This is a genomic window from Treponema primitia ZAS-1, assembly GCF_000297095.1.
Lineage (GTDB): Bacteria > Spirochaetota > Spirochaetia > Treponematales > Breznakiellaceae > Termitinema > Termitinema primitia_A.
This window is the reverse complement of record NZ_AEEA01000058.1, coordinates 1-15,046: the sequence shown is the minus strand read 5'-3', so window position 1 is coordinate 15,046 and position 15,046 is coordinate 1. Positions and strand designations below refer to the sequence as shown.

The following is a 15,046-nucleotide window of genomic DNA, read 5'->3' as shown; positions in this document are numbered from 1 at the left end:
TGCCGGGCTACCGGGAATAGTTTTCGCGGACACGCCGCGCTTCCATCTCCTGGTGAAGTCCCAGTTCCAAAAGCTGGCTTACGTCGATGATCAGGGAAACTGAACCGTCTCCCAGTATGGACGCTCCGGCAATTCCCGGAGAATTGGTGAACTGATCCCGCAGGGGTTTGATGACCACGTCTTCCTCACCGATGAGGCTGTCTACCATGAAGCCCATCTTCTTCTCCGCCGTGCCAACGATGACGATAAAGTTGTAATCCTGGTGGTCTTCGGTACGTATGCCAAAGAGCCGGTTAAGCCGGAGCAGGGAGACCACATCGTTCCGTATATTAAAGACTTCGTAGTTGTCGATCATCCTGATTTCTTCGGGCTTGATCCGCAGACTTTCGATAACCGAGGTAATGGGGATGGAGTAGATTTCCTCGCCCACCCGGACCAGAAGGCCCTGGATAATTGCCAGGGTGAGGGGCAGTTTGATGAGGAACTTGGTGCCCTTGCCCCTTTCGGAGGTAACCGTAACGGTTCCGTTGAGCTTTTCGATGGACCGGCGGACCACGTCCAAACCGACCCCGCGGCCGGATATGGAGGTAATGGTCTTGGCGGTGGAGAAGCCCGGCTCAAAGATGAGGTTGAAGGCTTCCACGTCGGTGAGCAGCTTGTTGGGGCTGATAAGTCCCCGCTCAACCGCTTTTGCCTTGACCCCTTCCACGTCTATGCCCTTGCCGTCGTCGGATATTTCGATGACGATCATGTTCCCTTCGTTGGTTGCTTTAAGGAGGACCATCCCTTCTTCAGGCTTACCTGCGGCCTTCCGGTCTTCCTGGGATTCAATACCGTGGTCAATGGAATTCCGCACCGAGTGCATGATCGGGTCCAGGAGGTCCTCGATGACCGACTTGTCCAACTCGGTTTCCTCGCCTTCGATAACCAGGTTGATCTTTTTGTTCAGACTCTTGGACAGGTCCCGGACTAAGCGCGGGAAACGGCTGAAGATCTGGCTGATGGGCACCATGCGGATCCGCATGACCCCTTCCTGGAGTTCCCCGGTGATCCGTCCCAGGTTCTGGGAGGTGGACCGGAATTTGCCCATATTGTTCTTTAGGGACGCTTCAAAGCCATCAAAGAGGGTAAAGATATCCCCGTATTCTTCGTTGATTTCCTTACGGACATCCTTTATGGAACGCCCTTCCTGAATACCATCCAGGTAATCCGGCAGGCTGTCGAACAGGCCCTTAATTTTTTCCCGGTAGGACGCCTCTATGCTGTGGAGGTCGTTAACCAGATCACTAAACTGGTTGCTTATCTGGTTGAAGGTGGCCTTGGTGATAACCGTTTCGGATACTAGGTTGAGGAGGTCGTCGATACGCTTGGAATCGACCCGGAGTATGGATCCGGCCTCTTTCCCCGCCTTCTTAGCATCTTCGCCGGCGGCGGCGGTGGCTGCGGCGGATTTGGCCGGAGCGGCGGCGGGCTCGGGAGCGGCGGCCACCACAGGAGCAGCCGGTTTGGGCGCTTCGACCGGAGCGGCTGCTGCCGGAGCAGGGGCAGCGTCGGCGGCGGGCTTGCTTACATCAACCACTTCTGCGGAAAGGGATACATCGGGGATGAGGACCTTTCTTTTAAGGTCCTCCACCGACCTATTGCTGGCGGTATAGTACTCTACCTTGGGGTAGAAATTATCTTCGTAGAGCTGTTCAAAATCCGGTACGGTCCGGAGAACGGTGCTGTCCCCCTTGAGGGCAGCATATACCTGGATACCGCCTACGGTATTCATCAGGCTGTTTTCGTCAAAAGCAACGGTGATCCGGTAAATCGGCATACCGCCGTCCACGGATTCTCGCAGTTCCTGGAGATCCTCTTCCGAAAGACCGCCCGCACTTACTGCGGGGGCAGGAGCAGGAGCGGCTGCGGGCACCGGGGCAGCGGCGGGTTTAGCCTTAGCGGAGGAGCCTTTTTTGCCCTTGGCACTTTCGGGGATAAGCGCTTCCAGGCGACCTTCCATTTCGGAGGTGTTCTCCTGATAGATAGCCCCTTCCATGCGCTGACCAAGCATTGCTTTAATGATATCAATGGCCGCCAGGAGGGTATCCACCACATCCTCGTTGACCACAAGCTTATCCGAACGGATGGCATCCAAAACATCCTCTACCATGTGGGTAAAATGGGATAGTTCCATCATCTCCACGGTTGCAGACCCGCCTTTCAGGGTATGGGCCGCACGGAATATTTCATCTACCGCGTCTTTATTACCGCTTTCGTTCTCAAGAACCAGGATGTTCTGCTCCAGGGTGTCGACCTGCATTTGGGCTTCGCTGAAAAAGTCCTTGAGAAGTTCTTCATTATTAGGATCCAGATAATCACTCATATAAAGCTAATGTTATACTAAAATCAGCTTACGTCAAGAGAGTAGAGCCAAAAACCGCTTCTGATTCGGGAATTTTGACCGAAGAGAGGCTCAGGGTAAGGATATCGTTCGGGGCGGTATCGCCCTTTGGAACAAGCTGGGTTTCCAGCGCCAGGGCAGGGATCATCACCACCGCCTGGCTGCCTTTTTTTTCCATTACGATGCCCTCCCATTGGGAATCCTTCTTGTCCATGAGGTACACCGCAGTCCAGTGGGCCCGGGATGTTCGCTCGGCCTGAACTGTGGCTGCCGCCGCCGCTTCTCCGGCGGCCAGGGCGACCAGGATTTCCTCTTCCACCCGGGGAGCGCAATCCCCGTAGGCGCCGGTTTTGAGAAAAGCCCGTATCTGCTGGTGAGCCAGGAGGTCGGTGTAACGCCGCAGGGGGCTGGTTACCTGGGTGTACTGCTCAAGACCAAGTCCCCAATGGAGACCCGGTTTGGTCGAGAGGGTCCGGGGCCGCATACAGCGGCGCAGCTGGTAAGAACCGGCCATACCGGGGAGGGGCGCAGTGGGAAGCTCCCCCGTCTCCTGACTTACAAAGGGAAAGGGAAGATGCCGTTGGAGCGCCCACCGGGCGGCCCCTTCCCCCGCCAGGAGCATACACTCCCGGACAGTCTCTGCGGATTTATAGGTTTCTATAAGATTTATGGCTACTTTTTCTTCGTGTACGGAGATATGGGCCTCCGGAAGGTCTATCATCACCGCCCCAGCGGCAATCCGGCGCTGCTTGTTGCGCTCCGCTACCCGGGAAAGCCCCGCCAGGACGGTTTCGGCGCCGGCCGTAACGTCAGCCTGGGCGTAACTGAGTCGGGTAATGCGGACCAGGGAGGGGAAGATATCCGTTTCCAGGATAGAACCATCTTCCCCGAGGATCAACTTGAAGGTGAGGGCCGGACAGGCTTGCCCTGTCCGAGGACAGACTTGCCCTGTCCGAGGGGTTGGACCGTCGGACAGGCCCAGGGCAAAAAGCGAGAGGGCTTCGTCGGTGAGCATACGAACGGCGCCTTCGGGGAGGTAGAGGGTGGCCCCCCTGCCCCGGGCTTCGATATCCGCAGGGCTGCCGGGAAGTATGGACGCTGCCGGATCGGCGATATGGACGTAGAGGGTATCCCCCGAGGGGTGTTTCTCCAGGGAAATAGCGTCATCCGGATCGTTGCTCCAGGGGCTGTCTATGGCATAGGCTTCAAGGTGGGTCAGGTCGGTACGGGGCTCATCCGCCGGGGGAGGAGCCGGGGCAAACCTGGCCGGACTAAGGCTGAGCCCGAACCGCTGGGGATGGGGGTTTACCCAGGGCGTCCAAACCCCGGCGGAGAGCAGGAGCCGGTGGGCTTCCTGGGGGATCTCCTGCCTGCCCAGATCCCGCAGGGTGCGGCTTTTTTCGGTACGGCCATAGGCCAGGGCTTCCACATCCTGCAGAAAATGGCTATCCGCAGGAAGGTCCAGGGCTAAGGACTTGAGCCGATCCAGGAAAGCCCCCCGATCCGCCTGATCCCGCTGTTTCAAGTTCCGCCGTTCCGCGTCCGCCGCTACCGCAGCCGCATCCCGGCTGGTCAGGGCCTTAATATCGCCGGTAAAGTACAGCCCCTCCTTAAGGAGCCCGTAGGCGGTCCAGGCGGACTGTACCGTATACGCTCCGTAGGCCAGCTCCGCCAGATCACGGAGGGGAACCGTATTTCCCTGCAGCAAGTCCCAGGCGCCCCGTATATCGATATCCGCAGTTTCCCCGCCGTTAGTTCCTATGGAAAAAAGCGCCTCAATATCCGCCTGGCTGCAGGGGCCGTGGTGGAGGAATTCGATATCCTTCTCACGGACCTTGAGTTTTTCGCCCCCGGCGAGGGAAATGGTTATTTTTTCATTGGCTTCGATAACCAAGGCGGGTTTGTTTTTGTAGGCAACCAGGCTTTTTTCTGAAATCATATGAAAGAGTTTAGTACAATTTCTGAGATTTTGTAAGCGCTCGGGGTTGAGGGTAGTCTGGGGATGGTCTTTTTTTCGGATTAATCGGCAAAACGGGCGGAGGGAGGGGCATCCCCGGCGCTCACACGCAAGTAGAATTCGCTTACGGAGCCCCTTCGGGTCTCCTCCAGCGAGGAATTCCTTATGTGTTCGGCCGGGGATGCCCCTCCCTCCGCCTGCCTTTGTCACATAATATGGGAAAGGACCTTCCCGGGAGGCTGCATGCCTGTGCCACACAATATGGTAAGAGACGCTACGCAGAGGAGTGGCGGATATTGTATTACACTTTGTATTACATACCGGTAAGTGAATGGCGTTTGAAACTATGCTAAGGGGAAGGGTCCTAGTCTATAACGCTACCCAGCCTGCCACTCAGGTATGTGAATCCAACCGGGGAAGCTCCTTCTTCGTACTTTGTGACAACGGCGGACGTGGGGAGGGGTGCGCCTGGCTTCATGTATATGGAATTCTCTGTCGTAGTAGACCCACGTAGTGGGGCTGCGGAGACAGGCTCTACATGCACATGAAGACGGGTGCACCCCTCCCCACGTCCGTTTTGCCGACAAAGTACAAATTTGACTAAAGCAAAATAGATGCCAGCACCCTGTATATGGAGACGAATATAACCAAACGGAGCGGGTGGTCATCATTGTAATCTGTGGCGGCATGTTGATTCCGGAGGAAAAGGGATATTATAATAGGTATAGCATTCGAAACAGCCAGTCCGGGGCAGAATTTACGGATCTGATAGCGATCAATGTCCTGGAACTGTGTAAACTGCCCAAAGAGTCGGATGGCGGACGCTTATTTAACTGGGGGCAATTTTTTAAGGCCCAAAATCCGGAGGAGATGGCCATGGTAGCGGAAAAAGACCCTGCGATTAAGCAGGCGGTTGCGTTGGTGATGGAGCTAAACGATGACGAGCGGGCCAGGCTGATAGCCGATGCCCAGTGGAAACAGCGTATGGACCAGGCAGGCCGGGAACGGCAAAGCTATAGGGAAGGCCAAAACCAGGTTATTGAGCTTATGGAACAAGGCTATACTCTGGAACAGATAAAGGCAAAATTGGCCGACGCCATTTTCTAGGGAAGAAAAAGGTGCCTTACTGGCGGAAAAGGACCGGGAAAACCAAGAGCTTAGACGGAAGTTGCTGGAAGCCGGGATAGATAGCTAAAACTACCAAATTGTGGGTCAAGTTTAGGTGGGGATCGTGAACAGTAGCCCATATCAACCTACCGCTCTGATTATTTCCAGTTCCCGGATGGCATCGGGTTTCTTTTCAAGAATTTGTAAAAGCCGGCATAAAGCGCCTAGCCTTGTATTACATATCAGTAGTCCATAACACTACCCAGCCTGCCACTCCGGTATGTGAATCCAAGCGTGGAATATCCCTCTTCGTACTATGTGACAAAGGCGGACGTGGGGAGGGGTACGCCTGGCTTTATGTATATGGAATTCTCTGTCGTAGTAGACCCACGTAGTGGGGCTGCGGAGAGCAGTTTCCTCACTATTACTTCCTATGGGAAAAAGCGCCTCAATGTCCGCCTGGCTGCAGGGGCCGTGGTGGAGGAATTCGATATCCTTCTCACGGACCTTGAGTTTTTCGCCACCGGCGAGGGAAATAGTTATTTTTTCATTGGTTTCGGCGGACTTTAGTCCGATAACCAGGGCGGGCTTGTTTTTGTAGGCAACCAGGCTTTTTTCTGAAATCATATGAAAGAGTTTAGTACAATTTCTGAGATTTTGTAAGCGCTCGCTTGGTAGTAGTCTTGCAAATACCATTACTAATACCTCTGCACCTCCTTTTACCCACTCCCCCCAGTCTGTGTTGGGGCGGAAGGGCGCCAGGTAGTGTCCCTCGCATGAGGGACACTACCTGGCGCCTGGCACCGTTTTCCTCCCTAAGGGCTTCAGTTTGAAGCCCTTGGACAAGGTCCTGCCGTCTTGCCCTTAGGGCGTTGTTACATCATCCACATACGCCAAAAAGTCCGTCCAGCCGGCAGTCGCATAGGCTTCTTCCGTCCCGGTGGGGATATGCAGGGTGATTTTGCCCTGCTGGGTAAAGCCCCATTGGTTTAAGTTGGCCGCTGATTTAGGCGGGGTTGCCCAGCGCGCGGTAATCTCCGTCAGGTTGGGGGTGTAACTAGCCGGGCCGATGAAGTTGGTCTGGATAGTGGTGACCGACGCGGGGAAGTCGATGGCACTGAGACGGATATTGTTAAAGCTGCCAAAGTTAAGCACTGTTACCCCGTCGGGGATTATGAATGGGCCGGTTTTCGCCTGGGGCATTTTATGCAGGGTGGTCCCGTCTTTGCTGTAGAGCACACCGTCTATGCTTTTGTAGACAGTGTTGCCCCCATCCACGGTAATGGCGGTAAGGGCGCTGCAGTCCTCAAATGTTTGATAGGGGCCGAGACCTCCGCCAATGGCCGTAACCGACGCGGGTATGACGATTGCTTCGAGAGCCGACATGTTGGTAAAAGCGCCAGAGCCAATGGTGAGGAGCCCGTCGGGGAGGGTCACTGTGGTGGCGGCGGAATCGGAAAAGGCGACGTTTCCCACCCGGGTAATGCCAGAGCTTACTACAATGCTGGTAATGGTTGCGCGGTCCGCGTACCAGGGTGTGGCACTAGCGAAGGCAAAGTCGGGCATGGGGCCTGTGCCGGTAATGGTGAGCACGCCCCCTACCAGGGTATGGTCAATGCCGCCCCCCATGCTGCCGCCGCCTACCTCCTGCACTGTAAGGATAAGGTAGCTGGTGTGCTGGGTCTTGCCGGTCTCGATAGCCGCGATACAGTATGGGCCTGCCGCCAGGGCGCCACCGCTTTTGGTAATGGTGATGGCATTCCCCAGGTTGGTAACCGTAAGCCCCGCTGTCGAACCGGCAAGCTGGCCAGAGCCGTTAACGCCTCCGCTGGGGTGCTGCACTACCCATCGGGTGCCGTTGGCGGGGGTAACCGGGTCGCTATCGGCGTAGGCCGGGCTATTGGTCAGGGTAAAGGTAATGCTGGTGTCCTCGGCGGCGTCTTTTACTGCGATGGTAACCGAGGCGGTGGGCAGGCGGCTTACTGGCAGGGCTGTCCACTTGGCGTAGAGGGTAATGTTGCCGGTTACGGGGGTGGCAAAGTTGTACAGGGTGCTTGATTCCGCTGTTGGATACCAGCCGTCAAAGGTGTAGCCGCTTCTGGTGGGGTCTGTCGGCTTGGTTACGGGGTCGCCGTCTGTAACGGTTTTCGGGGCTACGGCACTGCCGCCGTTGCTGTTAAATGTTACGGTGTGGGTAAGGACGCTCACGGTTACCGTAAAGGTGGCGGTAAAGCCCTCTATGGTGATGGTAACGGTTTTGCCCGCCCCGGCGCTTGTTTTGACGCTGTCCCAATTGGTGTTCGCAAGGGTTACGGGGATAACGCCTGTGGTGCTGTCGTCATAGGTAGCGGTTACCACAAGACCTGCAAGGTCGAGGGCTTCTTTCACGTAGTAGGTGGTTTTATCGGGCGGCGTGGTTACGGCAATGCCCGTAACGGTGCGGGTGTTTTGGGTGTAGGCCGCGGTGGTCAATACGCCGCTATTGTTGTAGCCGCTTTTGACAGCGATGGCTTTTACCATGCCCCAATCAGGCAGGGTAAAGGGTGCGCTGTAGAGGCTGGTCGATCCCCCTGCGGCGCTTGCCGGGGCAGTGCCGTCGGTGGTGTAGTAAATGGCTGCCCCGCCGGTTGTGCTTGCAAGAGTTACCAGAGGCAGGCTAAAGAAGGCGCCGCCATTGGGGCTTGCGGTGGGGGTTGCCGTGTCGGGGAGGCTGGAGACGTCGGTCCACTTGGCGTACAGGGTAGTGTCGGCGGTAACGGTGTCGGTGGCAAAGTCCCACAGGGTCGTGAGGCCCGCTTCCTTGTGCCAGCCGTCAAAGGTTTTGTCGGCCAGGACGGGCTTGGCGGGGACGGTGGCTTTTTCGCCATGGGCAACGTATTGCGTGGCAGGAACCGGAGTGCCGCCATTGGCGGTAAAGTTTACCGCGTAGGTCACCACCAAGTCATCATTAGTAAAGGTGTAAGCAGGCGCGGTGGTGGTTAGATTGGGGTAGATGTGGAGCCCCACGGTTTTGCCCGCCGAAAGGGCGCCCCCTGCCTTGAGCAGCTTGATGTTCAGCAGGTACTGCCCCGCAGGCAGGGACAGCGCGGTATCCTCCAGGGTTCCGGCGGCGAGCTGCTCGCCGCTTGCGGCGATAACTCCGCCGGTAACCGCCCCGCCCGTGGTGGTGGTGATGGTTACCGTGACGGAATCAAGTCCCGCAGGGAAGCTCACCGAATAGGAAAAGGCGCCGTTTTCCGCGCCTTCCCCGGTAATGGGGGCCAGGGTGAGGGGCAGGGTATTGCCGTCCCCGCTCTCGATAGTTTTCGTGGCGCTCGCCCGGGCGGAGGCCTTTTCAGCCTCCCCGGTCCCGGCATAGGCCGTCACGGTAATAGTCCATTCTCTGGTCTTCAAGGTGATGGGCGCGCCGAGGGTATAATCGGCATTCGACCCATCCGGCTCCGTGGCATGGCCGGACCAGGCCACCTCGTACCGGTTAAAAGCGCCTGAATCCAGCCCCGCCGGGACTAAGGTCCGGGCGGCGTTTGGCGCCAAAGCGATGCTCTCCGCCGGAACCCCCTCTCCGATGGTGATGGTTAATCGGCCCTGATCCGGCCCGATTCCCCCGGTATTCGCCGGCGCAAGGGGATTGCTGCACCCCAGCAGGGCTGACCCCAGACCGAGGAGGGCGGTCACAAAAACGGCTCCCCGCAGTATCCGCCCCAGGGAACGGCCTGGGGTGTGTATCAAAGTCTTCATGGTAATTGTTTTCATACTTGCTCCTTATCCTTAGTTCTGCACCGAAAAGTCGATGGGGTCCGAGGTGTAGAAGGTCGCGCCCTTCCACCCGGTAAAGGTGATGGAATGCTTCTTCACGGCATATCCGCTTGCGTTAATAGTGATACTGCCCTCCGTACCGATGGGCGTGGCGGTGTCTCCGTCCAGCAGCCACGTACTGTCCGTAAAGCCCGTGGCGCTCAGGGTCAGGGTATTGGGTGTCCCGCCCTTGGAGAGCACGATAGGCGTCTCAGCCCCGTCGCTCCGCCCGATGGTAACCACGCCCTGGTCCACCCCCACGGTGATGGTGAGGTCGGCGGGAACAGGGATACTAACCGCGCCGTAGGCCACGGTGATGCTTGCAGTCGCCGCAGGGGTGGCGCTGTCGGTTACGGTAATAGTAAAGCTACCGGCGGCTTCTTCGGCTGCCGGACGTGTCCCGGAAATTTCCCGGGTGGTGGCATTAAAGCTAATCCAGGCGGGGTTTCCCGAAACAGCATAGCTGTAGGGTGCGGTTCCGCCGGTGGCCGCCCCAATGGTTACGGGGCTAATCCCCGCGCTTACCGTTCCTGCGGGAATGTCGTAGCTTGCGTTATCGGCAAGGTCGAGGGGGGCGGTAGTAACGGTGATGTCAAAGTCCTGGGTGTATGCCGTGGTCGCCGTTAAGCCGTTGGCGATGATGGCGGTTACCGTGGCGGTACCTGCGGAGCTGGCGCTCAGCACGCCGCTCGAGATGGATGCACCGGTGGTTCCCGCCGCCTTTACCGACCAAACGATGGTCTTGTTGGTGGCGTCGGTGGGCGTAACCGTGGCGGCCAGGGTCAGGGGCGTGCCGACCACGGCGGTAGTGCTGGTAAGCGTAAGGCCGGTAACGGGCACATGGCCGGTAACGGTAATGGTAAATTGCTGTGTCTTACCATCCACCGTCACGGTGATGGTCTGCTCCCCGGTTCCGGCGGGGTTGTACCCGGAAACGGTTACCGTGACGCTACCCACCTTTGTGGTGAGGGAGCCCGCCGCATCAAGGGCGATGACGGTTCCCGCGGGCAGCTCGATGGGGGTGGTTGACGCATCGGAATAGGTCAGGGTTACTACGAGCCCGCCCAGGTTCAGGGCGGCGCCCGTGGCATAGGTGGTCGGCGCTCCCGTTATGGCAATAGATACCAGGGATGGCGCTTTGCCGCCGCCGTCACTGCCTCCGCACCCTGCCAGGGCTAATGCCCCGAACAGTGCGAACAAAGCCACAAGACTAATACTTACCAGTAATGTCTTTTTCATACAAAAATCCTCGCTTTCTTGCGGGTGAATGCCCGCAGTATACAAATTGAACGAACCCGACGGGTTCGGAATCTCCTTTTTGGTGCAGGTGTTGAGCCTCTGGGCAAAAAAGAAAGCCCGTACCTCCACGCATGAGGGTACGGGCTTTTTTTTGCCAGGGTGTGAGGAAATGGCGGTTTGGGTTACCGGGAACGTAGGGGGAGGAAACGGCTGTCCGAAAATGCGCTGGTTTTTATATCCTAGTAAGCCTATCGGGGGGGGGGGGTAGTGTTAGTTATTTTAGTTACTATAAAAGCAACGTGTTCATGCGCTGTATCCGGCGAATTGGCCATGTCATACCCCCTTTTCGGAATGGGTGCCAGGCACCGTTTTGACATATATTGCAGTGTATCGTGTTTTTGGTGGAAAACCCGTATCTTTTGTCCAGACTTGGAGGGGCTGTTCTAAACTTTTAGCTATAATTAAGGGTATATTTCTAGACTTTTTTCCAGTTTCTACCGATTATTTGGGTTTTATCGCCCTTGGCCCTCCATTACCCAGCCTGCCACTCCGGTATGTGAATCCAAGCGTGGAATATCCCTCTTCGTACTATGTGACAAAGGCGGACGTGGGGAGGGGTACGCCTGGCTTTATGTATATGGAATTCTCTGTCGTAGTAGACCCACGTAGTGGGGCTGCGGAGACAGGCTCTACATGCACATGAAGACGGGTGTACCCCTCCCCACGTCCGGTTTGCCGATATGCTACGCTAAAGGGGGCTTTCCAAAGTAAAAAGTCTTGCGGAATTTTCATATAAAAGGTATTATGTAACGAATCTTTTCAGGCGTTATGCGAAACTTTGTTTCGCTTCGATTGGACTTGTATAGGAGTTATACATGGGTTTGAATATCATCGTTTTGGTTAAACAGGTTCCGGATACCCAAAATATCACCGGTCAGGCTATGAAGGAAGACGGTACGGTTAACCGCGCCGCCCTGCCGGCGATTTTTAATCCCGAGGATCTCTACGGGCTTGAGGCGGCGCTGCTGCTCAAGGATCAATTCCCGGGGTCGAAGGTGAACGTGATTTCCATGGGGCCTCCGGCGGCGTCGACGGTCCTGAAGGAATGTCTTTACCGGGGAGCGGATTTTACCGCCCTGGTGTCGGACCGGGGCTTTGCCGGGGCGGATACCCTGGCTACGTCCTACGCCCTGAAATGCGCTATCGAGAAAATTGGAAACTACGATCTGGTGCTCTGCGGCAGGCAGGCCATAGACGGGGATACCGCCCAGGTGGGACCGCAAACTGCGGAAAAGCTTGGGATCAACCAGATTACCTGCGTTTCCAAGGTCGAGACGGTGGATCCCGCTAAGAAGGAAATCATTGCCCTGCGCTCCATTGAAGGAGGCTGGGAAAAGGTGAAGGCCAAATTCCCGGTGCTGATTACCTTTACCGATGAAGGGGAGGCGCCCCGGCCTGCTTCGGCCAAGCGGCTGATGACCCACAAACAGGCTGCTCCGGCGGCGGATAGTTCAGCCCTGGCGCTCTGGGATATTCCGGCGATCAAAGCGGATCCCAATCAGTGCGGCCTGGCCGGTTCCCCTACGAAGGTGAAGAACATCAATTCGGTGGTCCTTACCGCAGGGGAAATCAAATTTATCGATCCCGGCGAGCAGGGGATTACGGAACTGGTCCACGAGCTTATCGCGGATCATACCCTGGGTTAAGTAAACCCGCTTAACAGGAGCAATAGAGATGAGTAATGATTTAAGCGTGATGGTATATATCCAGCAGGACAGCGGAAACCTGGCGGAGGTGAGCCTGGAACTGGTTTCCAAAGCCCGGGAGCTGGCGGATACACTGGGGGTTAGCGTTAGTGCGGCCCTCTTTGGGGAGAAGGTTTCCCAGGAGGTCCCCCGCCTGGCGAGTCTTGGGGCGGATACGGTCTATCTCTACGAGGAGCCTAAACTCAAACACTACACCCCCATCCCCTACACAAAACTGATGATTCAGGTGATCACGGACTACAAGCCCCAGATAGTCCTCTACGGCGCTACCACTACCGGCCGGGACCTGGCCCCGCGGGTGGCTTCCTACCTCAAGGTTGGACTTACTGCGGACTGTACGGATCTGCAAATCGGCGACCACAAGCAGGGGGAGACGGATTACAAGAACATCCTCTACCAGATCCGGCCCGCCTTTGGGGGCAACATAATTGCTACCATTGTGTGCCCGGAAAAGAAGCCCCAGATGTCCACGGTCCGGGAAGGGGTGATGCGGATGAACACGCCGGATACTTCCCGGAAGGCCAATATTGTTAAGGTTCCTGCAAATCTCGGCGCCGCAGATTTCCCCTCGGAGATCATCGACCGGGTACTGCAGGAAAAGACCGTCAACCTCAAGGGCGCCAACATCATTGTGTCCGGCGGCTTCGGCGTGGGGAATAAGCAAAATTTCAAGCTCATTCGGGAACTGGCGGAAACCATAGGCGCCGAAGTGGGGGCCTCCCGGGCAGCGGTGGACGCGGGCTTTATCAGCAAGGACCACCAGGTAGGGCAGACGGGCACCACGGTGCGGCCGAAGCTCTACGTGGCCTGCGGTATTTCCGGGGCCATCCAGCACCGGGCGGGTATGGACGGTTCGGCGCGGATCATCGCCATCAACACGGATCCTGAGGCGCCGATTTTCGGCATTGCCCAGTACGGCATAGTGGGGGATCTTTTTGACGTGATCCCCCGGATGATCAAGGCCTATAAGGCCCGGGTATAAGGAGCAGCAAGTGGAAAACTTTTTAAACGATAACGAAGATATTTTATTTCACCTGGAACACCTGGACCTGGACCGGATTATCCGCTTCAAGGAAGAGGAATTTACCCAGGCTGAACAATTTTCCTACGCGCCCAAGGATGCTGCGGATGCCAGGGATTCCTACAAACGGGTTCTGAGCATCATCGGGGAAATGTGCGGCGAGTTTATCGCCCCCAACGCCCCAAAGGTTGACGAGGAGGGCCCTCTTTTGGACCTGGCGACAAACCAGGTAACCCTGAACCCCGCCACCCAAAAGGCGATGGACATGTTCGCCCAGGCGGATCTCATGGGCTTCTGCATCCCCCGGCGTTACGGCGGTCTCAACATGCCTTCAACGATACTGTGCATCGCCTCGGAGCTCCTCTCCCGCGCCGACGCTTCGGCCCTTAACTTCGGTCTCCAGCAGGATATCGCCGAGACCATCAACAAGTTTGCTTCCGAGGAACAGAAACAGGCGGTACTGCCCCGGCTCTGTTCCGGCGAGTGGGGTTCATCAATGATACTCACCGAACCCGATGCGGGGAGCGATCTTCAGGCGGTAAACCTCAAGGCGGTTCAGGGCGAGGATGGCAAGTGGTACCTCAGCGGGGTTAAGCGCTTTATCACCAACGGCTGCGGAACCATCGGCCTGGTCCTGGCCCGCAGCGAAGAAAAGGGCAAGGGCGCCCGGGGCTTATCGTTCTTCCTCTACGAGCGGGACGATAAGATGATTATCCGCCGGCTGGAACACAAGCTGGGCATCCACGGTTCCCCCACCTGCGAGCTGCAGTTTAACAAGGCTCCCGCAGAATTAGTGGGCGAGCGCCAACGGGGACTCACCAAGTATACCATGTGGCTCATGAATAACGCCCGGCTCGGTATTGCCGCCCAGGCGGTGGGCATAGCCGAAGCGGCCTACCGGGAGGCGGATCTTTACGCCGCCAAGCGCATCCAGTTCAACGTGTCGGTACGGACCCTGCCGCCGGTGTTCGAGATGCTCACCGAGATGAAGGTTGCGGTGGAAGCGGGCCGTACGCTGCTCTACGAAACCGCCCGTTTTGTGGATCTCAAGGAAGTGCTGGAAGACTTTTCCGATGCGCACCCGGATCAGAAAGGCGATATTGTGGAGGACAAGAAGCGGTACGCCAAACTCGCGGGCTTCTTTACCCCCTTGGTCAAGGCCTACGCCACGGAGATGGCCAACAAGGTTGCCTACGACGCCATCCAGATCCACGGCGGCACAGGATATATGAAGGAGTTCAACGCCGAACGCCACTACCGTGACGCCCGGATTACCAACATCTATGAGGGGACCACCCAGCTCCAAGTGGTGGCCGCCATCGGCCCGGTCACCTCCGGTATAGCCCAGTCCATCCTGGACGAATACGATCAGGCGGACTTTACCTACGCCGCGGATCTTATAGCCAAGGTCCGCGCTGCCCGGAAGATCTTTGACGCCACCCTGGACTACGTGAAAGCCTACAAGGGCGAAGGGCACGAGCAGTTTCTCAGCTACCATTCCAGGCGGCTTGTGGAAATGACTACGGACCTGGTGATAAGTTACCTTCTCCTGCGGGATGCGGTGCACAGCGAGCGGAAGCTCAAGGTGGCGGCGATATTTATTGCCAAGGCGCCTTCCAGGATTGAGGCTAGCCACAGTTTTATTACCGGGGATAATGGGACTTTGCTGCGGTGTTATGCGGAGGTCATCGGGGCGGGGGAATAGTGATGTCAGGTCTTTTCTCGGACTTATCGGCAAAACCGGGAGGGGGAGGGGCATCCCGGGCGCTCATGCGCAT

At 57.1% G+C, this 15,046-nt stretch carries 8 protein-coding genes and 1 pseudogene; 5 read left to right on the top strand and 4 right to left on the bottom strand.

The features are described from left to right. Window positions 1–7 precede the first annotated feature (7 nt). Window positions 8–2,365, bottom strand: a complete 2,358-nt coding sequence (locus tag TPRIMZ1_RS0110820; RefSeq protein WP_010259291.1) for a chemotaxis protein CheA — start codon at window positions 2,363–2,365, stop codon at window positions 8–10. Between the two features lie 28 nt (window positions 2,366–2,393). Beyond that, window positions 2,394–4,322 carry a ribonuclease catalytic domain-containing protein gene (locus tag TPRIMZ1_RS0110815; RefSeq protein WP_010259289.1) on the bottom strand — a complete coding sequence of 643 codons (1,929 nt, stop codon included), beginning with the start codon at window positions 4,320–4,322 and terminating at the stop codon, window positions 2,394–2,396. Between the two features lie 663 nt (window positions 4,323–4,985). Between TPRIMZ1_RS0110815 and TPRIMZ1_RS0110810 the strand changes: the two are divergent. Together TPRIMZ1_RS0110810 and TPRIMZ1_RS20710 are read left to right on the top strand one after the other, a co-directional pair. Then, a pseudogene (locus TPRIMZ1_RS0110810) lies at window positions 4,986–5,447 on the top strand (PD-(D/E)XK nuclease family transposase); the annotation flags it as partial. 357 nt (window positions 5,448–5,804) lie between these two features. After that, window positions 5,805–6,017, top strand: coding sequence for a hypothetical protein (locus TPRIMZ1_RS20710; RefSeq protein ID WP_198429928.1), 213 nt, complete (start codon window positions 5,805–5,807; stop codon window positions 6,015–6,017). Window positions 6,018–6,311: 294 nt separating this feature from the next. On the opposite strand, the gene TPRIMZ1_RS19765 is transcribed toward TPRIMZ1_RS20710, so the two are convergent. Together TPRIMZ1_RS19765 and TPRIMZ1_RS19760 are read right to left on the bottom strand one after the other, a co-directional pair. Next, window positions 6,312–9,200 carry an InlB B-repeat-containing protein gene (locus TPRIMZ1_RS19765; RefSeq protein ID WP_010259284.1) on the bottom strand — a complete coding sequence of 963 codons (2,889 nt, stop codon included), beginning with the start codon at window positions 9,198–9,200 and terminating at the stop codon, window positions 6,312–6,314. A 15-nt stretch (window positions 9,201–9,215) separates the two neighbouring features. Beyond that, window positions 9,216–10,481, bottom strand: a complete 1,266-nt coding sequence (locus tag TPRIMZ1_RS19760) for a putative Ig domain-containing protein (protein WP_010259281.1) — start codon at window positions 10,479–10,481, stop codon at window positions 9,216–9,218. Window positions 10,482–11,356: 875 nt separating this feature from the next. On the opposite strand from TPRIMZ1_RS19760, the gene TPRIMZ1_RS0110785 reads away from it, so the two are divergent. Genes TPRIMZ1_RS0110785 through TPRIMZ1_RS0110775 form a run of 3 tightly spaced genes read left to right on the top strand, consistent with a single transcriptional unit; the run spans window position 11,357 to window position 14,973 of the window. Next, on the top strand, window positions 11,357–12,187 hold the full coding sequence (locus TPRIMZ1_RS0110785) for an electron transfer flavoprotein subunit beta/FixA family protein (protein WP_010259276.1): 831 nt from the start codon (window positions 11,357–11,359) through the stop codon (window positions 12,185–12,187). Window positions 12,188–12,215: 28 nt separating this feature from the next. After that, entirely contained in the window at window positions 12,216–13,229 is a 1,014-nt protein-coding gene (locus TPRIMZ1_RS0110780) for an electron transfer flavoprotein subunit alpha/FixB family protein (RefSeq protein ID WP_010259274.1), read from the top strand. 10 nt (window positions 13,230–13,239) lie between these two features. Next, window positions 13,240–14,973: an acyl-CoA dehydrogenase family protein gene (locus TPRIMZ1_RS0110775; RefSeq protein WP_010259271.1), complete on the top strand. Its 1,734-nt coding sequence runs from the start codon at window positions 13,240–13,242 to the stop codon at window positions 14,971–14,973. The last annotated feature ends 73 nt before the right edge of the window (window positions 14,974–15,046 follow it).

Excerpts from the sequence above, each read along its gene's own strand:
- TPRIMZ1_RS0110820 (WP_010259291.1), bottom strand. The coding sequence starts at position 2,365 with ATGAGTGATTATCTGGATCCTAATAATGAAGAACTTCTCAAGGACTTT.
- TPRIMZ1_RS0110815 (WP_010259289.1), bottom strand. The coding sequence starts at position 4,322 with ATGATTTCAGAAAAAAGCCTGGTTGCCTACAAAAACAAACCCGCCTTG.
- TPRIMZ1_RS20710 (WP_198429928.1), top strand. The coding sequence starts at position 5,805 with ATGTATATGGAATTCTCTGTCGTAGTAGACCCACGTAGTGGGGCTGCG.
- TPRIMZ1_RS19765 (WP_010259284.1), bottom strand. The coding sequence starts at position 9,200 with ATGAAAACAATTACCATGAAGACTTTGATACACACCCCAGGCCGTTCC.
- TPRIMZ1_RS19760 (WP_010259281.1), bottom strand. The coding sequence starts at position 10,481 with ATGAAAAAGACATTACTGGTAAGTATTAGTCTTGTGGCTTTGTTCGCA.
- TPRIMZ1_RS0110785 (WP_010259276.1), top strand. The coding sequence starts at position 11,357 with ATGGGTTTGAATATCATCGTTTTGGTTAAACAGGTTCCGGATACCCAA.
- TPRIMZ1_RS0110780 (WP_010259274.1), top strand. The coding sequence starts at position 12,216 with ATGAGTAATGATTTAAGCGTGATGGTATATATCCAGCAGGACAGCGGA.